We start from the raw sequence: 24,422 nt of genomic DNA, 5'->3' as shown, positions 1-24,422 counted from the left end.
CATTATATAGAAGCTTTTTAAGCATAGAAGATTTTCAATTATTACCGCTATCAGCTAGCTACGGTCACTTAACTATAATCATTTGATAGTCAGCACATATTTTTATCCACTAGCTTTTAACTGAATAATTTTTAACTGACAAGTTCAGCAATCGCCTTGTATTAATAGGCAGGTTTGTTTAGGGTAAGTAAGTCTGGATGATTAAGCGGCAACCCAGTTTTAACGATATTAAATTGGCTATATCACGCAAACTGTCATATTTGAGGTCGTACAAGCTTGATATAGTGACGATAAGGATTAGGTTTAAGTTTTAGTAAAATACAAAGTTAGTAAGATACTTATTTATTAAGATAAAAAGTTAGTTGCCCCATCTTTAATTGTTTTGACAATTAAATTTTCGTTTTTTACACCCCACCAAGGAGACTATAGATGTCAACTGCATATAAATCAGCGATCGATTTAGTACGTGAATTAAAGCAAAAGCACGGTAACTGGCAGAACATTAGCGAGACTGATGCGGCACGTATGATGTCACAAAACCGTTTTAAAACCGGTTTAGATATCGCAAAATATACTGCAAAAATCATGCGTCAAGATATGGAAGACTATGACAATGATACGTCTCAGTACACGCAGTCTTTAGGTGCATGGCATGGTTTTGTTGCCCAGCAAACTATGTACGCTAAGAAAAAATACTTTGGTACGACGTCAAAAACTTATATCTACCTATCAGGTTGGATGGTTGCAGCCCTTCGTTCTGAGTTTGGTCCTCTTCCTGACCAATCTATGCACGAAAAAACCTCTGTACCTAAGCTAATCGAAGAAATCTATACCTTCTTACGTCAAGCTGATGCTAAAGTACTAAACGACTACTTCCGTGAGCTAAACGCTGCAGAAGAAGCCGGTCAAGACACTTCAGCTATCCTAGAAAAAATCGAAAACTTTGATTCACACGTTGTGCCAATCATTGCTGACATCGATGCAGGTTTCGGTAACGAAGAAGCGACTTACTTGCTAACTAAGCAAATGATCGAAGCTGGTGCTTGTGCTATTCAGGTTGAAAACCAAGTATCTGACGCTAAGCAATGTGGTCACCAAGCTGGTAAAGTAACGGTACCGCATGAAGACTTCATCTCTAAACTAAATGCTATTCGTTATGCATTCCTAGAGCTAGGTGTTGAAGACGGCATTATCGTTGCTCGTACTGACTCTGAAGGCGCATCACTAACGCAAAAAATCCCAGTATCAAATGAGCCAGGCGACCTTGCTTCTAAATACATCGACTTCATCGAAATGGAAGAAGTGACTTTAGAAAATGCGAAAGAAAACGACAGCTTACTTAAGCACAACGGCAAACTAGTACGTCCAGTTCGCTTGCCAAACGGTCTATATCAGTTCCGTGAAGAAACGAACATCGACCGCGTTGTCCTTGACTGTGTCACTGCTCTAGAAAACGGTGCTGATCTACTATGGATCGAAACACCAACGCCAGACGTAGAACACATCAAAATGATGGTTGACCGTATTAAAGAGCAACAGCCTAAAGCCAAGCTTGTATACAACAACAGCCCATCATTCAACTGGACGCTTAACTTCCGTAAGCAAATCATCGCTCAGTGGGAAGAAGAAGGCAAAGACATCTCTGCATACAATAAAGATGACTTGATGAGTGCTGATTACGATGGTACTGAACTTGATACCGCAGCTGACGAAGCGGCTAGAAACTTCCAACGTGATGCATCACGTGAAGCGGGTGTATTCCATCACTTAATCACGCTACCTACTTATCACACTACTGCTCTTAGCGTTCATGAACTTGCTAAAGGCTATTTCGGTGATGACGGTATGCTTGCTTATGCAGCTGGTGTACAACGTAAAGAAATCCGTGAAGGCATCGCTTGTGTTAAGCACCAAGCAATGGCCGGTTCTGACCTTGGCGATGATCACAAAGAAATCTTCTCTGGTGAAAACGCCCTTAAAGCTGGCGGCGGCAAGAACACGATGAACCAGTTCTAATGTCCGACCACTTATAAGTACACTTTATAAGTAAAAGTTTTAAGAAAAGCCGTCCTACCTTGTAGGGCGGCTTTTTTATGCGCTATACATAACCCCATCTCCTGCAATAACAGTGCTACTTAAGCAATCGTTTCATTAACTGCCGTTCATTTAATCAATACTCCTATAATTTGAGTCAACCAAAACAAAAGTTTTACTTGTTATTCACCGATAGCTTTCATACGATGGTAATCACTTAGATAATAATTTACATAGTATTAAAATAATCGGGAGCCATCATGCAAGAGATAGAGCTAAAATTTTTGTTACCAGAATCACGACTAAAAGGCTTGCTGCGTCAAGCACAAGTCAAATCATCTGAAGTAACGCAACTGGCGGCTCATTATTATGATACCCCTGACCAACAGCTTGCACAGGCGGGTATTGGCTTACGTATTCGTAAAGAAGGCGATGCATGGGTACAGACCATCAAAGCGGGTGGCGACGGTATTGCGGCACGTTTAGAGCACAATGCGCCACTGGATAATGAGCAGGTACAGGCAATGCTCGATAGTAATACGCTTATGCCCGATTTAAGCATTTATAAAAACACCTCTGTTGCCCCTGCTTTGGCTGAATTTAAACTAAAAAAACTGGCCAAAAATCTTACTCGGTTATACGTGACCGATGTCGAGCGCACCACACGATTGCTGGTAGATGAGAGTGACGATGAAGCAAATAACCATGTCGAGATGGCATATGATTGTGGAGAGATTATCCACGGTAATGATGATAGCCAGCGCGACGTTATTCAAGAAATTGAGTTTGAGCTGGTATCAGGCGATATAGACTTTTTATTTACCACCGCTAAAACTTGGTGTAAGCGTTATAAGCTTTGCCTGTCTACTGTGACCAAGGCTGAGCGCGGTGGTTTGCTGATTACAGGGCAACATCATAGCCCAGCCGTCAGTGCTGACCTTGACCAGCTGACTATCAACAGAGACAGCAGCATGCCTGCATTTATACGGGCAGTAGTGCATAACTGTTTGTTGCAAATACTGCCAAACAGCAGTGCTATCGTCGCGGGCAGCGAAGACGATGACCATATCCTGCAACTGTACATTGGCATTGCCCGCTTGCAAGCTGCCCTACAAGCATTCGCCAGCTATTCTGACGAAATCAATCCAGACTGGCTACCAATAATAAAACAAACAGCGGCTTTAATTAATGACTACCAAAAGCTTGCCTATCTCGCCTCCGATATAGAGCCTGATTTACAACAGCACGGCGCACCTATCGTCGATTGGACAGCTGACATTGATACGCTCAAGATGACCCCAAAAGATGCGGTCGGTGCCAATGGTTTTCAGCTGACCTTACTTGAGCTGATTGCCTTTACCATGAGCGACCCACGCCTTGAACCGCAAGCGGATAAACCCGTCATCGATAAGCTGGCAAAAACGCTATCTAAACAGTATGCAAAGCTTGGCAAAGTGGCGCAAATACTACAGAGTAAAAAGGCTACGGACTCAGATAGCATCACTATAGAAAATAATGATTTAAAAAATGATGAGTCACAAAGTGTTGATTCAGAAATTACTGACTTAGAAATTACTGACTTAGAAAACGTCAATTCAGAAAGTGACGATATAGAAAATAGTGATATAGATAATAATGATGCAGAGCAAGCAATGCATAAGCTGCATCAGCAGTTAACGACCTTACTTTATATCAGTGAATTTGCTGCGCCATTATTAGAGAAGAAAAAGTCAAAAAAGAAAACCAAGCGCTGGCTAAAACGTTTGGTTAAAGCGCAAACAGCTTTGAATCACTATCGCAATCATATAATGTATCAACAGCGCTATCAGTTGAAATCAGAGACAGATAGCAATGCGCTATATGGCGCTGGTTGGTTTGCAGCCATGCTAACAAGAGACCATAAGCGCAGCGAAAAACGCTTGGCTAAAGTGATAGACAGCTCAATATTTTGGTAAAAACACTCATAACATTATGAATCAAGCTTAGAATAAACAAAGCTCCAAACAGAAAAATTTAGCATAAAAAAGACAGCTCATTATATATGGGCTGTCTTTTTTATAAACTTAGCGCTTTTATAAACCTAGCACTTTCATACGCTCATTGACTGGCTGATAGGTTTTCTCGCCAGCAGGCTCAACAATGTTACCGAACGGCATTTGCGCAACCAATTCCCAACTATCTGGGATAGCAAAAGCTTTAGCGGCATCTTCATCAACAAGCGGATTGTAGTGCTGTAGGTTGGCACCAACGTTCAAGGTACGTAGCTCTGTCCACATGGCATATTGATGCATGGCCGAGGTTTGCTGAGCCCAAACGGGGAATCTGTCTGCATATAACGCAAATTGCTCTTGCAGCGATTGAGTCACGTTTTTATCTTCATAAAACAGCACAGTACCCGCGGCAGCACGGAAGCCGTCTAGCTTTTGCTTACTGCCAGAAAAGTCGCCATCACCAACGGCTGCACGCAGTTTCTCTTCGGCGATATCCCACAGCCGCTGATGCTCGGCACCAAACAATACCACCAAGCGCGAAGATTGTGAATTAAAAGCAGAAGGCGTATGCAATAAAACACGCTCGGCCATATTGACAATCGCTTGGGGCTCTACTGGTAGCTCATTGCCCAAAGCATATACCGAACGGCGTTCATCAAAGGCTTGTTGTAAAGTGACTAGACTTTCTTTAGACATCATCATTATCCTGATAATTATAATAGAATGTAGATTAAACGTGCCGTATTTGGCATGACACGTTGATATTAACAAGGAGGCTATTATATCAATATACTAAATAACGTCTAGACTCTATAAAGTTTATTTTATCAATCACTCTATAAAGTTATTCTGTTTTACTTAAGCTTGAATGAGTAATAAATAGCAGTTAATTAGCGATAATCGTCACTGCTGTGCCCTCTTTAACCTGCTCGAATAATTCCATAATATCCTCATTACGCATACGTATGCAGCCATGTGAGAGTGGCGCGCCCATCGGCTCGCTGTCTGGTGTACCATGAATATAAATATAGCGCTGATAGGTATCACAGCCACCTTGGCTATTGCTGCCTTTATTAAGCCCCTCTTCCAGTCCACTTAACCAGAGAATACGGCTTAATATCCAATCGCGCTCAGGATGGCGCTTGCCAAGCTCTGCACTATATATCTCGCCCGTAGGAATACGGCCAATAAATACCGCATTCATAGGTTCATTTGCGCCGATTTTCTTGGCGATAAAATGTTTACCAAGGGGCGTACAGCCGCTATCTTGCTGACTGCCAATGCCATTTTTAGCAGTAGATACCGTATATTGAGTCAATTCTTTATCGTCTTGGTAAAGAGTTAAATTTTGCTGAGCAATATTAATCACTAAATGCACATTAGATTTTTTGTTAAAGTTTTTATTATTTGTCATAAAGGGATTCCAGCGGTCATTCATCTAATGGATGTCATTATTGACCGCGTGATGAGTAAGTTGATTGAATTTTTCTATTATTAAGGGATTGTATCAAGGCTTTTGGCACCGTAATATAGGGGCACACTTTTTGATGCTAGCAGATTATGACGACTATTTCACCGACACGTGTGTCGATGTATGATTTTCTCTATCAAGATACCAAGCCGATGGTGTCCTTATTGGCAGATGCGGCCAAGCTTTCATTACCGCAAGCACGCTTGGCAATGGATGCCAGCTTGCAAGCCATTGTCAGTGCCTTGCTTGCTTATCAGCAGCATAATGATGGGCAAGCGGTGAGCAAAAAGCTGTTTGGGCGCGGCGCGGTTAAAGAGCTGCGCCAATATAACTCGATGAATTTTTCCACCATTAATGCGACGTTATATCATCGCCATGAAGCGGCGGATGCGATATTTTATGATAATGCTCGCGTGATTAAAGCCAGTGAAGCCATTGCCAAACAGATTGACGCGACGACATCGCAAGTGCAGATATTGCTCACTTCTCTATGCGTGATTGTCTTACGCGAGCTGGCTATTTTAGCCGAATATAGCCAACTTGATAACGACGAGATGGATAAATGGTTTGCCTTACAACCGCAGTTTTTATCAGCTGCTCGTTTTGCCGCCAATCAGCAACCGTTAATCTCTATCGAATCGAATGAAGCTAATGAAGATAAAAATTTAACTGCGCCGATAGAAGGCGTTTTAGACTCGGCAGCAGAAATAAAAGCAGAAGTCGAGAATAGCCTTAATACAGAACGTACCTTATTAAGTATAGAGCAGCTCGCTGATACCCCGCCAGTTTTTAATCCTTACTGGCATGAATTGACGACATTTAAACCTGAACGTCATGAGCCGGTGCAAGACATGCAGCTGGCGACGGGTAATTATTTAAAAGTCATCGGGCGCTCATCTGCAAATGCTCAGCAAGGCAAACATAATGACTTGCTCATGTTTGCGGAAATGACCGCTATCAGCTTACCGCACCAACGCTGGTTGCTGCAATTGGCTAAAATTTCAGAAATATACTTGCAGCGTAATCGCCTACGTATTACCTCCGAGCCTGCAAGCGCACCGAAACCACCTTTGGTCAGTTTGGGTCTAATCGGTAGCAATAACGACAATACGCCGACCACCACCAGTGAAAAGTCCATTGAATACGACGCACCTATACCCCTGTGGAAAAATCCCGTTATCTTGATTATTATAGCTGTTATCGGGGTGCTTGGCGGGCTTGCCGCTCTTAAATATCAAAGCCAAAAATCTGATGGCGTGTTACTGGCGACAGAAGAGGTCGTAGAGCAAGACCTTATTAAGGAGCGTCAACAGCAAGATGTGGCTATCGTCATGGTAGACGATGATGAAGATGGTGCTGAAGAAGCAAAAACGGCTCAATGAACAGAATTCATATATAACCTTTAAAGTAGAAAAAAACCTGCAAAAACCCATAAAAAAAGGCGCTAACTTAATAGCGCCGTTTTTATTTCTTCTTGCTTATGTTGTGTCGCTAGTAGACTGACTTTAAAATCGATATAGTGCGACTGGAATGAATTTTTCGTAGCCTCTGTGATAACAGCAAGCAAGGAAAATTTATAACAGTCGCACGTGACTATTAACGTATCGTCTATGTCTCGAATTGACTACCGCAAATCTGGCTTACTTCGATAAATCACGACCACGGCTGGCTTCAATCGCCAAACGCAGACCATTTAGACGGATGAAACCTTCGGCGTCTTTTTGATCATAAGCGCCCGCATCGTCTTCAAAAGTGGCGATTTTTTCATCAAATAATGAATCATCTGACTTACGACCAACGACGCTTACCGCACCTTTGTATAATTTAACGCGTACGGTACCGTTGACATATTCTTGTGATTTGTCAATCAGAGCTTGTAGCATCATGCGCTCAGGGCTGAACCAATAACCGTTATAGATAATTTTAGCGTAACGTGGCATCAGCTCATCTTTTAGATGCGCCGCTTCACGGTCAAGCGTCAATGATTCGATACCGCGGTGCGCTTTTAGCATAATAGTACCCGCTGGGGTTTCATAGCAGCCGCGTGACTTCATACCGACATAACGGTTTTCGACGATATCTAAACGTCCGATACCATGCTTACCGCCAATCTCATTAAGCTTAATCATCACTTCATAAGGCTTAAGCGCTTCACCATCGATAGCAACGATGTCGCCTTGTTTGTATTCTAATTCTAGATATTGTGCTTCGTCAGGTGCTTCTTCTGGGCTAACTGACCAGCGCCACATATCGTCTTCTGCTTCGGCGTATGGGTCTTCTAAAATACCACCTTCATATGAGATATGCAGTAAGTTGGCATCCATTGAATACGGAGATTTTTTCTTATTGCCGGCATAATCGATAGAAATATTATGTTCTTCAGCATATTTCATCAAGCTTTCACGGCTCGATAAATCCCACTCACGCCATGGCGCAATGGTGACCACATCAGGAGACAAAGCAACCGCGCCAAGCTCAAAACGTACTTGGTCGTTACCTTTACCGGTCGCACCATGACTGATAGCATCGGCGTTATGTTCTTTAGCAATTTCAACCAAACGCTTGGCAATTAATGGACGCGCGATAGAAGTCCCTAGCAGATACTCGCCTTCATAGATGGCATTGGCGCGGAACATCGGGAATACGTAATCACGGGCAAATTCTTCACGTAAGTCTTCGATATGGATATGCTTGATACCCATTGCTTCAGCTTTAGCACGCGCAGGCTCAACTTCTTCACCTTGACCAATGTCAGCGGTGAAAGTAATCACTTCTGCATCATAGGTTTCTTGTAGCCATCTGGCGATAATTGAGGTGTCAAGACCACCTGAATATGCCAAGACGATTTTATTAATAGTTTTTGGATCAAGCTGAGCCATGAAGAACTCCTAATATAAGAATTTATTGTCGAATACATTTAATGGGACGTAAAATGCGAATGATGGGATGAAATCAATAAAAGATAGATTGCCTGCTCAGTGTACATCATATTTACTAGCGGCAAAAGTAGCACTGCCATCAGGCACTGGGTTTTCCCTTATATTTGAGGTTAATTCTATAAATCCGGTTATTTCAAATAACAGTAGCTGTAAACAACCCTCATTAAACAACCCTCGTTTTTAACAACGTTCTTAAAACTCTGGCAAAAGTTAAGCCGGTAAAAATCGCTTATCATTTATGTACAGATATTTTTCCGCATATTTAGTCAGGTAGGCAAATCTGTTATGATAGCAGCACAGCAAGACTCCCCCCTTCACACCCGTATATGACGATATAGAGCGCGATGACACCATGACTGATTCGATTAGAGAATTAACCATCCTGCAGCCAGATGATTGGCATATTCATTTGCGCGATGATAAAGCGTTAGCAACCACCGTTCCGCATGCCGCCCAAAGCTTTAACCGCGTCATCTGCATGCCAAACCTTGTGCCACCTGTTAAAAATGTTGATGATGCCCACGCTTATCGTGCGCGCATCATGCAGCAGTTAGAAGCAAGTAATTTGAGTACTGAGCGCAAAGCAGCTTTTGACCCACGGATGACCTTGTATCTTACGGATAACACCAGCGCCCATGATATCGAAATGGCGGCAAAATCAGGTATCGTCCAAGCGGTCAAGCTCTACCCTGCTGGCGCAACCACCAACTCTGCTGATGGCGTTACTGATATCAATGCCCGCGTCGATATCTTTGAAGCGTTAGAAAAATACAATCTGCCATTACTGCTACATGGTGAAGTGACTCACGACCATGTCGATATTTTCGACCGCGAAAAACGCTTTTTAGACGAAGTATTGGCACAAATCATTGTCAAATTTCCAACCATGAAAATTGTAATGGAACATATCACCACCAGTGATGCCGCTGATTTTGTCTTAGCCCAAGGTAACCAAGTTGCTGCCACCATTACGCCGCAACATCTGATGTTTAACCGCAATCATTTACTGGTCGGTGGTATTAAACCGCATTTTTATTGCTTGCCTATTTTGAAGCGCGAAAGCCATCAAAAAGTATTGTTAGATGTGGCCACCAGTGGCAATCCGAAATTCTTTTTAGGCACAGATTCTGCGCCTCATGCAACGAACGCAAAAGAATCTGCTTGCGGCTGTGCCGGCTGTTATAGCGCCGCTAATGCGCTACCGCTATATGCCACCGCTTTTGATAGTGTCGGTAAAATTGATAAGCTTGAAGGGTTTGCGAGTCGCTTTGGCGCTCAATTCTATGGCTTACCAGTCCACGAAAGCACCATTACTTTGATCAATACGCCGATGCAAGTACCAACCGACTACCCTTACTTTGATGGCTCGTCGTTAACGCCGTTAATGGCGGGCGAGATATTACCTTGGTCTATTAAAGACTAGCCTTGGTCTATTAAAGCCTAATAGCGACGATATAAAACTGCCTGCGTCTCTATTATCTATTCGATACCCTATAAAATAAACATCGTGCTACTGATATAAATTTTGCGCAGCCTCTGGAGTGCGAAGCGCACAGCAAGCAAAGAAAATTTATACCAATAGCACATTATAATATTTACGCCAATCTCAACTTATCGTAGGCTTTTGATTTTTATAGAATTTAAAATTTTAATTGTTTTAACTGAAGTTTTAAAAACTAAGTAAACCAATACCTTAGAAAAATAAGTTGAGAGTGGGGTAATATTTGTACTTATTTTATTTAGGGCTATCTCCTATGATAGACAATGTGCTTCTGCTAAATAGACAATACGCTTCTGCTAAAAGGTAACTTCATTAACAAAAGCAATACTCGTATCATAAGATGTTTATTTTTTAGCGATTTTTACTTTAATTCTTTAACTTAATTTTTTACTTCAATGCCACAGCACGACTGATAAAAGCGATTTAACTTGATATGACCATTCAAAACGATGCCGCCCTACCTGAAACCGACGTAAACAATCCTAGCAATGTCACTAATACTAGCAATGTAACCAACACGACCGATGGCAACACAGACGAACAAGCGCCCATGACCTTAAAAGAGCGTTTTCGTAAGTTCTTGCCTGTCGTCGTCGATGTTGAAACGGCCGGCTTTAATGCGCAAACCGACGCCTTATTAGAGATTGCCTGTATTCCTGTGCTGCTAAATGAGCAAGGTGTGTTTTACCCGGGCGAAGCTTTAAATGCTCATATCGAACCCTTTGAAGGGGCAAACCTTGAGCCAAGCGCCCTCGCCTTTACCGGTATTGACCCTAAAAACCCACTACGTAAAGCCATTGCCGAAGATGAAAAAACAGCGCTACGCCGTATTTTTAAAGGTTTAAAGGAAGTGCGCCGTACTGAAGACTGCCGCCAATGCGTCCTAATCGGCCACAATGCGCATTTTGACTTGGGTTTTTTAAATGCGGCGGTACTGCGTACCAATAGCAAGAACCATAACCCATTTCACAATTTTTCAGTCTTTGATACCGTGACCCTGTCTGCCTTAGCATTTGGACAGACAGTATTAGCACGGGCCTGTAAGGCGGCTGGTATTGATTTTGACGGTAAAGACGCTCATTCAGCGCTCTATGATACCCAAAAGACCGCTGAGCTGTTTTGTCATATCCTAAACAGCTACCCTATGCTATCGAATGCGATGCATCTTGAGCAGAGCAACTCGGAGGTGACAGAAGATAGCGCCGCAGACACTACCGTACAAGCAACCGATAGCGACACCAAATAACATAAAGCACACGCCCTCCATTGTTAAACGCAAATAATAGTGCTATCTATAGTTAATAACCTGCTATGGATTATTTGAGCTTAACAAAAGGGACTTTGCTATGGAGCCACAGTTTAAGTTATGGGCAACCATCATCGGTTATATGCTGCTCGCTTTAACCATTAGCACTTGTACGTCGTTATGGATTCGGCATCATTTAAAGCGTAATGACCTACATCCACGCCGCGCGCTCAAAAAAAGATATTTAATTTTAAAAAGACGAAGAAAAAGGCTTGACAGAAAACGCAGACGCCATTAGAATACGCACCACTTCAGCATAAAGGTGAAAGCAGCTGAAGCGTTGTACTAGTCCCCATCGTCTAGAGGCCTAGGACACCGCCCTTTCACGGCGGTAACGGGGGTTCGAATCCCCCTGGGGACGCCACTATTTGGCGTCACTTGTTAGCAAGTTTGCTGTAAAGCATTGATAAGACTAATAAGCGTACCATCAAAAAGCCCATTCACATTTTTTGTGAGTGGGCTTTTTTATGCCCGTTTCTATAGCTGCTCATTTCTCATGCGTTGTTATAATTTCGTATCAGTGACAATGCAGCGGTTTATGATGACTCTTTATGATAAATTTATAAAAGCAAAAAGCTTATGGCAGCAAAAAGCCAGCGATTAATGCTGGCTTTTTTAGGGCGTGTCTTCAATTCATCTTACAATGAATGATAGTACACGCCAGATAGAGCATTGACTTAAAATTACGAGCTAACTTCTCATAGCGAGTAGCGATACTACGAAAGTGCTTAAGCCTTGCAAACATATTTTCAACAAGATGACGCAGTTTGTATAAGTAGCTATCAAACTCTGGATTAGGCTGTTTTGCATTCTTCCTTTTAGGAACGACAGGTATCATATTATGGCTTCGAGCTTTATCTCTGATAGCCTCTGAGTCATAGCCCTTATCAGCGATAAAGTAATCAGCTTGTCCAATCATGTCAATCAATTCACCTGCAACTTGACTGTCGTGGACGTCACCCCCAGTGATTTTAAAATTGAGCGGATATCCATCGGCATCACAGGATAGGTGTATCTTTGTAGTTGCGCCGCCACGGCTTCGTCCAATTGCTCTATCTTCACCACGCCGAGCTCCACTTGCATGCTGGTGACAGCGAACATAGCTTCCGTCTGTGAATACCCATTCCGTATCAATTTCTTTGCGTAAGCTAAAAAAAAATTCTCCCATAAGCCAGTTTTCGACCATCGATTAAAGCGACTATAAGCTGTTTTCCAAGAACACAATTCTTTAGGTATGTCACGCCAAGGCGCCCCTGTGCGTAGTTTCCACAGTATGGCTTCCATGATCTCTCGACTGTTTTGAGTTTGATAGCAGCCGTACTTTATCATCGTCGATTGCAATTGATCCCAAAGTGTATCTGTTAATGCTTTTCTTGCCATAACTTGTATTTCTCGCATCGACTCAGTAGATGCGGTATTGTAACTATTATTTATGCCTTATCCAATTGAAGACACGCCCTAATATATGAGTTTTATTTTTTAGAAAAGCCTACCAAATCTTATCTGCTAGCATCAGCCAAAGTAGCGCCAATACAATCAAGCCGCCCAATATGGTCTGAATAAGGAAAAAGGCTTGGTGCTGTCCGACTACTTTGCCCAAGGTTACCCCTAAGGTATTATATTTTATCGGCTGCGTATCAAGCTCGCCGGATTTTTCTTGTTCTTCATAATAACCTTGCAGAATATCCAAAAACCGCTGCCATTCATTAGCGCCCCACGTATTGGGCTTAAACGGCATAAAGGCTTTAAGCTTAGGCTCATTCACCATCCAACGCTCAAGCGTAATAGAACGTAGTGACCAACCAGCAAAACGGCGCTCAGCAATCGCTGAAAAATCCAATATCTTTAAGTCTTTATGTCGATCATCTACCAATAAGCGATTTTTGAGATTGGTTAATGCTTGCTCAGAACCTTCCACACACTGGAAAAAGTATCCGTTGCCGTAGCAAAGAATACCAGTAATGTTATCGGCTTTGTTCAGCTTAATGGCGACTTCTGCGATGTCGTTAAGCGTACTCGCACTTGCAAGACCAGTCGACGTAATGTGGCTCAGATATACAAGCTGGCAGAGATCTGGCGTTACTGGATTTGTCGAATCATTGACTGTTGACAATCAGCTTCTCCCTATTTTCAGGTAAATGTAGCTAAGACAACCATACTAACTTTCGATAAAAAATACTGACAAGACGTTTGAGGATAGCAAATCCGCTTGTTATATTATTGATTTATAAATGTTTATATTAATTGTATTAAGTTGGTTACATCATAGGCTATTTTCGTCATCAAAGCAATATATGTTTATCTTAAGCCTCTACTTATTAATACTAAGCTATGCTTTAGAATTATTTATAGGCAAAATATGATATGAATATGTCTTCCTAGAATAGGCAATTTAAAAGTTTTAGAGACATGAAAAGAAAAAATAGGCACATGAAGTTATAAGCGCTCAATTTAGTTATTGAGAACGTTAAGATTGATAGCAAAACAGGTTAGATAGAAAACAGTTTACATAGAGAATAAGAATCATAAAGGAAGAGTGCTTTATCGCTTCTTATAGGTGCTTTATCGTTTTTTATGATAGTTCGGATTGGGCGGTAAGAATCGCTGCGAGCAAGATAGCGTCGTCAGGATAAGTCAGTTTGATATTTTGGCGGCTGCCAGACACCAAGCGAATCGGCAGCTCTAAATGTTCAAAAGCGCTGGCCTCATCGGTAATTTCTAGCTGATTCTCAGCAACATAGGTTAATACTCGCTGCAACTCACCTAAGCGAAATACTTGCGGCGTTTGTGCTTGCCACATATGACTACGGTCGATAGTGCGCTTAGCGTAAGAGTGGCTGCTGCTGCTATTGACAGGCTCATCTATAACGCCGTTTGTGGTCTTAGATTGAGCATGAGACTGGGTGTAGGACTGTTTTAAGGTATCCGCTACTGGTGTGGCGAGAATAGCGCCATAAGGCTCTAGCATCGCCGCTTCAATCACCTTATTGATATCCTGTTGCGGCACCGCAGGACGCGCGGCATCATGTATCACGACCAAGTCTGAATCTTTAGCACCTATCTGACGAATGGCTTCTACCCCTGCTTGTACTGATTGCCAACGCTCAGCGCCGCCAATGGCATACTGTATCGGCAGCGCAAAATTGAGTGTCTTTGCCGTGCTGTCATCTGCCGCTATAACCAATAAGCACTTATCAATATAAGCACTATTAGCAAGCCGCGCCACGCTATGCTGTAGCAAGGTCTGCCCTTGTAGCATGGTATATTGCTTGGCGATAGAGGCACCAAAACGACTACCGCGACCAGCAGCGACAATCATGGCATGTATATGTGGTGTGGTATTCATAAGGTGGTTTTGATTGATACTCATGGTTGGATTCCATGATGATAGGACTGGGGAGAAGTGAAAAAGAGGTTTAGATTTTAACCATAAATATTTTAAGACCAATAATGTTTCTACTATAGATAGTAGAAAACACTCATTTTATGAACTACCCACTACCTTAGAGGTAGGGGTTTCTTAGGTAATACCCATACTTGATACGATATTCTGTATCAGCGGTTAGGCAAATTGACTAAGCTAACTCCGTCGCACCGACGGTTTTGAGTGTGGCCAGTTTCAAACCCTCTTTGAGAATGTTGATACTGGCGTTAATGTCCCGATCATTGGTTTGCAAACAACTAGGGCAATCCCATGATCGCAATGACAAGGGTAATTTAGCCTTGGCCAGTAAGTGGTTGCAGCCTGAGCAGGTTTTAGAGGATGGATACCATCGGTCTATTTTAACAAGCGTTTTGCCATACCATTCCGCTTTATAAGCAAGCATGGTGGTGAATGTTGACCATGAACTGTCTGATATGACTTTGGCGAGTTTATGGTTCTTAACCATACCCTTGATGTTTAAATCCTCTATGGCAATCACATCGTGGTTTTTGATGAGATTGAATGAGAGTTTGTGTAGAAAGTCAGTGCGGCTATTGGTTATTTGCTCATAAACTTTAGCGACTTTAAATTTTTGCTTTTGATAATTGCGACTGTCACTAAGTTTGCGATTAGCAACTTTGGCAACTGCTCTACGTTTGGCTAAAATCTTTTGCTCTCTTGCCAACTTGTGTTGCAGCTTTGATAAAAACTTAGGATTAGCAACTTTGCTGCCGTCCGATAAGACGATGAAGTCTGTCAATCCTAAATCAATGCCAATATTTGATTGGGTGTTTGGTAGTTCGTCAACGATGGTTTCCACCAACACGCTTGCATAATACTGACCTGTGGCGGTCTTGGTAATGGTGGCACTTTTGATCAAGCCATTCATTCTATTTGGAAGCTTGGCTTTAATATGACCAATCTTAGGCAGTTTAACGGTGCTCTCTGTGATCGCCACTGTGCCCTTTTGGTTGTTGGTGGTGTAGCTATCGCGTTGCCCTTTTTTCTTGAACTTGGGGAAGCCTGTGCCGTTTTTAAAGAACGACTGATAGGCTTTTTGCAAATGACGTTCAACTTTAGACAATGCCAGACTATCGACCTCTTGTAGCCACTCAAACTCTTTTTTATACTGAGCAGGGTAGTTTTTGAGGGTTGTTTTAGTTTCTTTATAGTGCTCAATCTTATCGCTAAGCATCTTATTCCAAATAAAGCGCACACAGCCGAATGACTTGGCAAAGAATACTTGCTGGTCAATGGTCGGATATAGTCTGACTTTATAGGCTTTTAGGATTTGCTTTGGCATCGCTGCTTGTTGTTAATAAGTGGTATGATTATTAATTATAATACCACAGGGAGTAAGGACTGCTACCAATAACGCATTCATCCCGCTACTTTAGAAGTAGGGGCTTTCTGCGCGGTTTTTGGTAAATAATGACAGCGATTAATAACGGCTGTGCGTCGTCGGCGCTGTTGATACTTGTACAAAGGTCTCATTTGGCTTAATTAAGCCCAAATCTAAGCGCGCATGCTCTTCTACTGCTTCAAGACCGGTCTTTAAGTCATGAACGTCAGTGCGTAGCAAATTATTTGCCGCTACTTGGTTGTCATTTAAGCGCTGCTGCTCTTCAATTTGTGTCAGTAATTTATTATGCTCAAACTGACCGTTTTCACCCAGCCAATACTGATATTGCAGTCCTAAAAGGACGGCAACGGCTAAAGCAAGTAGCATAAATTGGCTAAAGTATTTCATAAATTGATCACGCCAAACGATAAAGAGACAATAGAAAACAGATAATAGAATAAAGTAAAAAACTAAGTAGGCTTATTAAGCGATATATCATCACATCAATGACGATATATCGCTTAGCTTTAAGCCTAACTGCTTAGCTGTATAGCTTATCTTATTAGCCACGTAGACCGATAAACTCTTCACGGCCACGGTAGCTTGCACGTACTTGTTGCTCGATACGTAATAACTGATTGTATTTTGCAACGCGGTCTGAGCGGCATAGTGAGCCAGTTTTAATCTGACCAGCAGCAGTACCCACTGCTAAATCTGCAATCGTGCTGTCTTCAGTTTCACCTGAACGATGCGAGATAATCGTTGCATAGCCGTTTTTCTTCGCCAGATAAATCGCATCTAGCGTTTCTGATAAGGTACCGATTTGGTTAAACTTAATCAAAATCGCATTGGCAATATGCTTATCAATGCCTTCTTGCAAGATAGCAGGATTGGTCACAAATAAATCATCACCGACCAATTGGACTTTATCACCAATCTGCTCAGTCAAATACTTCCAGCCATCCCAATCCGACTCATCAAGACCATCTTCGATAGAGATAATAGGATATTGACGCGCCAAACCTACTAAATAGTCAGAGAAACCTTGGCTATCAAAGGATTTATTACCCTCGCCTGCCAAGATATATTGACCACCTTTATAGAATTCACTGGCCGCGCAATCTAAAGCCAAATGAATATCTTCGCCAGCTTTATAACCAACTTGCTCAATCGCTTGCATGATAACGGTGATAGCTTCTTCGTTGCTACGTAGGTTCGGCGCAAAACCACCTTCATCACCAACTGCTGTATTCAAGCCTTGTGATTTTAGGACAGATTTTAAGCTGTGGAAAATCTCCGTACCCGCACGCAGCGCTTCTGAGAAGCTGGTGAAACCAACGGGCTCAATCATAAACTCTTGGATATCAACCGTGTTATCCGCATGCTCGCCACCGTTTAAGATGTTCATCATCGGTACAGGCATCGTCAATGACGTCTGATTGCGCAAGTTTGCAATGTATTGATGTAGTGGCAGACTTTGTGACTTGGCCGCCGCTTTGGCAGTCGCCAAAGAAACTGCTAGCATGGCATTAGCGCCAAGGCTGTCTTTGTTTTCTGTGCCATCTAGCGCAATCATCGCATCATCAATGTCTTGCTGCTCGGTGACATCTTTGTCCATTAGCGCACTGCGAATCTGGCTATTGACGTTGGCAACGGCTTTTTTGACGCCTTTACCCATGTAGCGATCTTTGTCGCCATCACGCAGCTCCAGCGCTTCACGTGAGCCAGTTGACGCGCCACTTGGGGCAGCAGCACGGCCAATAGTGCCATCAGCTAGGATAACATCGGCTTCAATCGTTGGGTTACCGCGCGAGTCTAAAATCTCACGAGCGCGAATGTCTTTAATTGCGGTGACGTTGGTGGTTTCTTCAGCGTACATAATGTCTGTTAATTCCTTTGGTCATGCCAAGTTTGTGGGATAAATAACGGCAACTAGAATACAAAAAAGATAAAAAATATCGTATAGCAAATATGCCCAAACCAGTCTTGCCTGTTTATACGATTTATATCATCTGATACCAGTGATACAATCCGCTTATTTAGCGCATGATTTTGCGAATAGTGAAAAGTTGGTTTGGCACTTTAAGCGTCGGCTATAATGCTTGGCATCATAGCATAAATTTTGCCAAACTTCCCTTATCTTACACCAACTTGCGCCCATAAAAACCTATATGAGCAGCGATAGTAGTCGTTATCAAAGCGTTTTGTTAGTGCCGTTATTAATAGTGATATAACGCTTATGCTTTTGTTAAACGTTTGCTATTGCTATGTGCGCCAGAGACGGTGTTATCCAGTTCAACCTCGGTTTTAAATCGTGTCAAACGTAACGCATTCATCAATACTGAAATAGAGCTGAGCGCCATTGCAGCCGCGGCAATCATAGGATTTAAAAATCCGAAAGCGGCAAGCGGAATACCAAGGCAATTATAAATAAAAGCAAAGAATAGATTCTGCTTGATATTACGCACCGTTGCATTCGCAATTTTTTGCGCTGCATCGATATGCATGAGTGACTCGCCCATCAAGCGCGCAGAAGCACTGTGCTGGGCGACATCCGTACCTTCAAACATGGCAAAGCTGGCATCGGCAGTTGCCATCGCTGGCGCATCATTGACGCCGTCCCCTGCCATGGCAACTTTATGACCCGCTGTTTGCAATAAAGCAATTTGGCTTGCCTTATCGCGTGGGCTCATTTTACCGTAAGCTTGCTCGATACCCAGCTGCCCTGCCACATGGTCAACGACCGATTGCTTATCACCACTCATCAAAATGACATTGATGCCAGCATCTTGTAGCGCTCTTATGGCTTGCGGCGTGTCATCCTTTAAGTCATCAGCAAGGGCAAAAGCACCGAGCGGCTCATCGTTAATACTAATAGCGACCGTACTGGCGATTTGCCATACTTTTGGCATCAGCTTTGGTAGCGTCAAATTAGCAAACTCTGCGCTACCAACCTTTATTAAGCCTAAGCCTTCGATATTTGCCTGTATACCAGCGCCCTTTATCACGCTAATATCAGTGACATTCATCAATGGCAAGTTTCGCTCAGTAGCCGCATTAATCAATGCCGTCGCTAATGGATGACTGGCATGCGCCTCAACACTCGCGGCAATTTGCAGGACATCATCAACGGCTAGTGATTTATCTACCATCACATTATCGACGATAGCAGGCTTACCGATGGTTAATGTGCCCGTTTTATCCAAAACAACGGTATCGATATTACCTGCCGCCTCTAAGCTTTGCGCGTCTTTGAACCAAACGCCATGACGCGCGGCGACACCCATACCAGCCATGATAGCGGCTGGCGTGGCCAAACCAAGCGCACATGGGCAAGCAATGACCAATACCGACACGGCATGCATTAACGCCGTGTCAAGCATACCCGTTAGCCACCATGTCAGCCCGAAGGTGACCAAGGCAATCGTCACCACGACAGGAACAAAAATAGCCGTTACTCTATCAGCAAGGCGCGCTAAATTGGCTTTTGAGCCTTGTGCATCGCTGAGCGCTTGTACCATATCACCGAGCTTCGTATCGCTACCTTTAGCACTAACGCGATAGAGTAAGCTGCCGTTTTCGACGAGAGCGCCTGCTAGCAGTCCATCACCTACTTCTTTTTTGAGCGGTACGGACTCACCGGTTAAATGACTCTCGACACACCAGCCGCTACCATCGATAACTGTCCCATCGGTTGCCACGCGGCTGCCTTGCTTAGCACGCAATATATCGCCTACTTGTACATCTTGCAGCGCAACATTATGAAAGTCGCCATTCGGCTGCTGTTGTTCAACTTCATCAGGCGTTAAAGACAATAATAAATCGATACTGTTTAGACTGTGCTTTTTGGTGCGCTCTTCTAGGTATTTACCCGTACGCACAAAAGCAATGACCATTACGCCTGCTTCAAAATACACTGCTGGTCCGTGTCCACTACCATGACCGCTTTGCAGCAGACTATTTAACGTACCATCGCCATGGGTCAGCCATAGATACGTTGAATACGCCCAAATAGTGACCGTACCGATGACCACCAGTACGTCCATATTGGCAAGACCACCTTTAATAGACGCCCAAGCGCTTTTGTAAAAGGGTAATGCCAATCCGAACTGTACAATCGTCGCTAAGATAAACTGAATCCAAACCGGTGGCATCCACGCCATACCTTGCCCAACAAGCATGCCCGCCATACCAACTAAAAACGGCAGCAAGCAAACCCATAACCCAATCAAGCGCCACGGGTATTCAGTCGCGGTATCCTCGTCTGTTTGTGCAAACAAACTATCGGCTGCTTGTAAATTGGCCACGAAACCGGTTTTATTTACCCATTCTGTGACCTGCTCAGGCGTGGTCTGCGTTGGGTCATAATCAACATTGGCGGTCTCGCCAGCGAAGTTTACACTTACCTCATATACTGACGGCTTTTTGTTTAGTACCTTCTCGATTCTTGAGGCACAGGCCTGACACGTCATTCCATCAATGGCCAGTTGCAAGTGTGCACGCGTAGGCGATGTCGTCGTATTGGACTGAATATCAGTTTCAACATCATAGGACTGCTCATTGGTGGTACGGGTAGAATCATTCATAAATAGAACTCGTTGTTGCGTTATAGCGCTTTATAGCGTTTATCAATTAATATGGCCATAAAAATATCAGTGGAGGGAAAATCTAAATGAAACAAGTAAAGCGTTTTAAAGTTGAATATGAATCTTAATGGATAGTAAATATTAAATGGATACGAATAATGGCTATTCAAGTATGTGACTCTCTACAGCTTAATAACGCTCAGCACCATGATAGAAGCAACTTAATATGTATAAATAGTGATTGCTCATTAAAAAAACCATTTAAATATCCATTAAAAAACCAGCCATGATAGCTGGTTTACTTAACTAAATGACAATGTTTACGAGTTAGCAACGGTTGCATCGAAGCCTGCCTCATCGATAGCAGCAGCAATGACTTCTGCACTGGTTTTGCTATCATCAAAGGTGACTGTCGCTTGATTGTCTGCAAGCTCGATACTGATATCATCTAAACCATCGATATCGGCGGTGGCATTATGGACGCTTGCCACACAGCCGCCACAAGTCATGCCATCAATCTTAATAATACGGGTTTGGTTTGCCATGAGAGGCTCCTTATTTTTATAACTGAGTTTTTATGAGTGAGTATTTTTATAACTTTAATAAACTGCTTTTATCGCTGTTTTCTAAATACAGTCATTGCAGCATTGAACTAGCATAAGCCCAATTAAGCTGAACAACAAGTTTGATTGCTTGTATCTTTACGAAACCGCTTTATGAAAGTGCATCTTCTTTATCAGTGCCTCACCGCTAATCATGATAACGTGGATTTTGCGGGGCATCGATAGGAAACGGCTGAGTGACGTAATCGACCATACTGATTGCTGCAACGAAAGCATGGATGGTCGTTTGCGTATCATCATAACGGATAAAGGCAACACCATTTTCAGGCTCCAGCTCAATTTCAGTGACACCGGTAATGTTTTTTAGCGCCGTCATCACGCTCTCAAGCCCTTCGGTATCATCGATATTTTCGATACTTACCTGCGCTATTTTAATCGCCATCGTCTTACCCTCTCATCGATATCATTGTTAACATTATTAATGCGTATCTAACACCTCAAAGCCTTTAACCAAATCATCTATCTGCTTGAGCTGACGTAAAAACGGCTCTAACTGACTGGTTCGCAACGCACAAGGGCCATCACACTTGGCGGTTTCTGGGTTTGGATGCGCCTCTAAGAACAGCCCTGCTAGCCCTGTCGCCATACCTGCGCGGGCAAGGGTGGTGATTTGCTCACGGCGTCCGCCGGCACTATCACTACGCGCACCCGGTTGCTGCAAACTGTGCGTTACATCAAAAAATACCGGAATATCCATCTGCTTCATGGTATCAAAACCAAGCATATCGACGACCAGATTATTATAACCAAAGGCACTACCGCGCTCACAAAGTATCAGCTTATCGTTACCACCTTCAAGACATTTATTGACGATATGACGCATCTCATGCGGCGCTAAAAACTGCGCTTTTTTAATATTAATAATCGCATCGGTCTTTGCCATCGCATGTACCAAGTCAGTCTGACGCGACAAAAACGCTGGCAGCTGGATAATATCGGCAACTTCAGCGACGGGCGCTGCTTGATACGGTTCATGGACGTCAGTGATAATCGGTACTTGGAATTTTTCTTTAATTTGCCCAAGCCAATCGATACCTTGCTCTAACCCAGGACCTCTATAAGAATGTAAGCTTGAACGGTTGGCTTTATCAAAGCTGGCTTTAAAAACATAGCCGATACCCAAACGCTGGCATATATCAACATACTGCTCGGCAATCTCAAACGCCAATTCTTTTGATTCTAAGACATTCATACCACCGAATAATACAAACGGCTGATCATTACCGATATTGATTGTATTGCCATTTGGCGTCTTAAGTTGAATATGCGATTGCGCCGTTAATAGATTTTCCATGAAGCGGTAACCCTCATTATTGTTATTTACTGTTATTACGAACAGTTATTATTAATGCTACTTCCCCGTATTGTAACCGATAGCCCCATAAAAAAAAGTATCTAAGCGTAATTACATCTCGCTGATACTGTAGATTACTTAATAAAAGCGCTATTGCTAGAAACCGCTATTAAAAAATGGCTAAATAAAGAGTAAAAAAAAGACCAATCCGAAAATCAGTCTTTTTTTTCAGTCTTTTTTATAATTACCAAGCTGTCGTACGATAATGCTTATTTATTATCACAATAGGTTCTTGCTGCTTTTACAAAGCTGTTAAACAGTGGATGACCACCGCGTGGCGAGCTGGTAAATTCAGGATGGAACTGTACCGCGACAAACCAAGGATGGGTAGGAATCTCAACCGATTCGACCAAATGCTGCTTAGCCGAATAACCAGATATGCTCATACCTGCTTGCTCTAATGGCTCAATATAACGATTGTTCATCTCATAACGATGGCGATGACGCTCAGTGATATTGGTTGAGCCATAGATTTGGGCAAGCTTACTACCAGCAACCAGTTCCGCTTGCTGTGCACCTAAACGCATGGTGCCACCAAGGTCTGAATCATCGCTACGAATCTGCAATTCGCCGCGCTCATCTAACCATTCGGTAATCAGACCAATAATAGGTTCAGCCGCCGTACGATGGAACTCAGAAGAGTTGGCATCGATATGTAACACATTGCGCGCATACTCAATCACAGCCAGCTGCATACCAAGGCAGATACCAAGATAAGGTACGTTGTTTTCACGCGCATAAGTAATGGCTTTCATTTTACCATTGGTACCGCGCTCACCGAAGCCGCCCGGTACTAAAATAGCATCGGCATCGTTTAGACGGGCAAATAAAGTATCATCCGTTTCTAATAGCTCAGCATCGATATAGTCGATTTTGACGTCGGCTTTATGGGTGATGCCAGCGTGTAGCAAGGCTTCATTGATAGACTTATAGGCATCTGGTAATTCAACATACTTACCAACCATCGCTACCGTCACCGTCGCTTCAGGATTCAGCTGTGCTTCAACCACTTTATCCCAATCGCTTAAATCCGCTTCTGGTAAATCAAGACCAAAGCGCTCACAGATTAAGTCATCTAGATCTTGCTCATGCAGGGTGCGCGGAATCTGATAAATACTTTGTGCATCTTCACACATGATAACCGCACGCTCTTCGACGTTGGTAAATAGCGCAATCTTGCGGCGATTGTCTGGTGAGATATGGTGATCTGAGCGGCAAATTAAGACATCAGGCTGCAAACCGATCGAACGCAGCTCTTTTACTGAATGCTGGGTCGGCTTAGTCTTGGTTTCACCAGCACTGGCGATATAAGGTACTAGCGTTAAATGCATCAGCATGGCGCGATTGCGACCTAGCTCTACTTGCATTTGGCGTACGGCTTCCATAAAGGGAAGTGACTCGATATCACCAACTGTACCGCCAATCTCGATAATAGCGATATCGTAGCCTTCACCACTGGCAAGGATTTTACTTTTGATTTCATCAGTGATATGCGGAATCACCTGTACCGTACCACCTAAATATTCACCGCGGCGCTCTTTATTCAAAACGTTTTGATAGATACGACCACTGGTGAAGTTGTTGCTCTTACTCATCTTTGAATGGCGCAAAAAACGCTCATAATAGCCCAAATCTAAATCGGTCTCAGCGCCATCTTCGGTGACGAACACTTCGCCGTGCTGGAACGGGCTCATCGTACCTGGATCGACGTTGATATACGGATCCATTTTGGTCATCGTCACTTTTACGCCACGTGCTTCTAACACGGCAGCAAGGGATGCGGCGGTAATACCTTTTCCTAGTGAGGACACTACCCCACCGGTCACAAATATAAACTTGGTCATAGTACTC

19 protein-coding genes and 1 tRNA gene are annotated in these 24,422 nt (G+C 43.1%); 6 read left to right on the top strand and 14 right to left on the bottom strand.

Annotated features, from left to right (window positions below; genetic code table 11):
* Positions 1–429 precede the first annotated feature (429 nt).
* Complete coding sequence (locus tag QJS82_RS02230) at positions 430–2,016, top strand: isocitrate lyase (RefSeq protein WP_201620139.1); 1,587 nt, start codon at positions 430–432, stop codon at positions 2,014–2,016.
* A gap of 278 nt (positions 2,017–2,294) precedes the next feature.
* Positions 2,295–3,989, top strand: coding sequence for a CYTH and CHAD domain-containing protein (locus tag QJS82_RS02225; RefSeq protein ID WP_201620140.1), 1,695 nt, complete (start codon positions 2,295–2,297; stop codon positions 3,987–3,989).
* Between the two features lie 117 nt (positions 3,990–4,106).
* Here the strand turns inward: QJS82_RS02225 and QJS82_RS02220 are convergent, their stop codons facing one another.
* The gene (locus tag QJS82_RS02220) at positions 4,107–4,721 is read right to left on the bottom strand and encodes a nitroreductase family protein (RefSeq protein ID WP_406947538.1); all 615 of its coding nucleotides are present in this window, start codon (positions 4,719–4,721) and stop codon (positions 4,107–4,109) included.
* A gap of 190 nt (positions 4,722–4,911) precedes the next feature.
* Positions 4,912–5,439 carry a L,D-transpeptidase gene (locus QJS82_RS02215; RefSeq protein ID WP_201620141.1) on the bottom strand — a complete coding sequence of 176 codons (528 nt, stop codon included), beginning with the start codon at positions 5,437–5,439 and terminating at the stop codon, positions 4,912–4,914.
* Positions 5,440–5,585: 146 nt separating this feature from the next.
* On the opposite strand from QJS82_RS02215, the gene QJS82_RS02210 reads away from it, so the two are divergent.
* A complete protein-coding gene (locus QJS82_RS02210; protein ID WP_201620142.1) occupies positions 5,586–6,878 on the top strand; it encodes a hypothetical protein in 1,293 nt (430 codons plus the stop codon).
* A gap of 258 nt (positions 6,879–7,136) precedes the next feature.
* Here QJS82_RS02210 and QJS82_RS02205 read toward each other — a convergent pair whose 3' ends face one another.
* Positions 7,137–8,375: an argininosuccinate synthase gene (locus QJS82_RS02205; RefSeq protein WP_201620143.1), complete on the bottom strand. Its 1,239-nt coding sequence runs from the start codon at positions 8,373–8,375 to the stop codon at positions 7,137–7,139.
* A gap of 412 nt (positions 8,376–8,787) precedes the next feature.
* Between QJS82_RS02205 and pyrC the strand changes: the two genes are divergently transcribed.
* From pyrC to QJS82_RS02190, 3 genes are all read left to right on the top strand, one after another.
* On the top strand, positions 8,788–9,858 hold the full coding sequence (gene pyrC, locus QJS82_RS02200; RefSeq protein ID WP_201620144.1) for a dihydroorotase: 1,071 nt from the start codon (positions 8,788–8,790) through the stop codon (positions 9,856–9,858).
* A gap of 511 nt (positions 9,859–10,369) precedes the next feature.
* A complete protein-coding gene (gene rnt / locus QJS82_RS02195) occupies positions 10,370–11,182 on the top strand; it encodes a ribonuclease T (RefSeq protein ID WP_201620145.1) in 813 nt (270 codons plus the stop codon).
* Between the two features lie 348 nt (positions 11,183–11,530).
* Positions 11,531–11,606, top strand: a tRNA-Glu gene (locus tag QJS82_RS02190).
* Between the two features lie 264 nt (positions 11,607–11,870).
* Here the strand turns inward: QJS82_RS02190 and QJS82_RS02185 are convergent.
* From QJS82_RS02185 to QJS82_RS02135, 11 genes are all read right to left on the bottom strand, one after another.
* A protein-coding gene (locus tag QJS82_RS02185) for an IS5 family transposase (protein ID WP_281491094.1) occupies positions 11,871–12,622 on the bottom strand; the annotation gives its coding sequence in 2 pieces (ribosomal slippage) (positions 11,871–12,415 and positions 12,415–12,622; 753 coding nt in all).
* 109 nt (positions 12,623–12,731) lie between these two features.
* Positions 12,732–13,355 (bottom strand): BLUF domain-containing protein, encoded by a 624-nt coding sequence (locus QJS82_RS02180; protein ID WP_201620460.1) that lies wholly within the window; start codon positions 13,353–13,355, stop codon positions 12,732–12,734.
* 459 nt (positions 13,356–13,814) lie between these two features.
* Positions 13,815–14,612, bottom strand: a complete 798-nt coding sequence (gene ispD, locus QJS82_RS02175) for a 2-C-methyl-D-erythritol 4-phosphate cytidylyltransferase (protein ID WP_227670467.1) — start codon at positions 14,610–14,612, stop codon at positions 13,815–13,817.
* Between the two features lie 205 nt (positions 14,613–14,817).
* Complete coding sequence (tnpB, locus tag QJS82_RS02170; RefSeq protein ID WP_281491093.1) at positions 14,818–15,969, bottom strand: IS200/IS605 family element RNA-guided endonuclease TnpB; 1,152 nt, start codon at positions 15,967–15,969, stop codon at positions 14,818–14,820.
* Positions 15,970–16,107: 138 nt separating this feature from the next.
* A complete protein-coding gene (locus QJS82_RS02165; RefSeq protein ID WP_281491092.1) occupies positions 16,108–16,416 on the bottom strand; it encodes an FtsB family cell division protein in 309 nt (102 codons plus the stop codon).
* Positions 16,417–16,570: 154 nt separating this feature from the next.
* On the bottom strand, positions 16,571–17,887 hold the full coding sequence (gene eno / locus QJS82_RS02160) for a phosphopyruvate hydratase (RefSeq protein WP_201619658.1): 1,317 nt from the start codon (positions 17,885–17,887) through the stop codon (positions 16,571–16,573).
* A 358-nt stretch (positions 17,888–18,245) separates the two neighbouring features.
* Positions 18,246–20,594, bottom strand: coding sequence for a heavy metal translocating P-type ATPase (locus QJS82_RS02155; protein WP_281491091.1), 2,349 nt, complete (start codon positions 20,592–20,594; stop codon positions 18,246–18,248).
* Between the two features lie 320 nt (positions 20,595–20,914).
* The gene (locus QJS82_RS02150; RefSeq protein ID WP_087814437.1) at positions 20,915–21,139 is read right to left on the bottom strand and encodes a heavy-metal-associated domain-containing protein; all 225 of its coding nucleotides are present in this window, start codon (positions 21,137–21,139) and stop codon (positions 20,915–20,917) included.
* Positions 21,140–21,344: 205 nt separating this feature from the next.
* A complete protein-coding gene (locus QJS82_RS02145) occupies positions 21,345–21,599 on the bottom strand; it encodes a heavy-metal-associated domain-containing protein (RefSeq protein WP_087814436.1) in 255 nt (84 codons plus the stop codon).
* Positions 21,600–21,635: 36 nt separating this feature from the next.
* Positions 21,636–22,511 carry a 3-deoxy-8-phosphooctulonate synthase gene (gene kdsA / locus QJS82_RS02140; RefSeq protein ID WP_087814435.1) on the bottom strand — a complete coding sequence of 292 codons (876 nt, stop codon included), beginning with the start codon at positions 22,509–22,511 and terminating at the stop codon, positions 21,636–21,638.
* A 269-nt stretch (positions 22,512–22,780) separates the two neighbouring features.
* Positions 22,781–24,415: a CTP synthase gene (locus tag QJS82_RS02135; protein WP_281491090.1), complete on the bottom strand. Its 1,635-nt coding sequence runs from the start codon at positions 24,413–24,415 to the stop codon at positions 22,781–22,783.
* Positions 24,416–24,422 lie beyond the last annotated feature (7 nt).

The organism is Psychrobacter maritimus (assembly GCF_029953575.1).
GTDB classification, from domain to species: Bacteria; Pseudomonadota; Gammaproteobacteria; order Pseudomonadales; family Moraxellaceae; genus Psychrobacter; species Psychrobacter maritimus.
The sequence above is the reverse complement of the archived record's forward strand: the minus strand, read 5'-3'. Positions and strand labels throughout refer to the sequence as shown.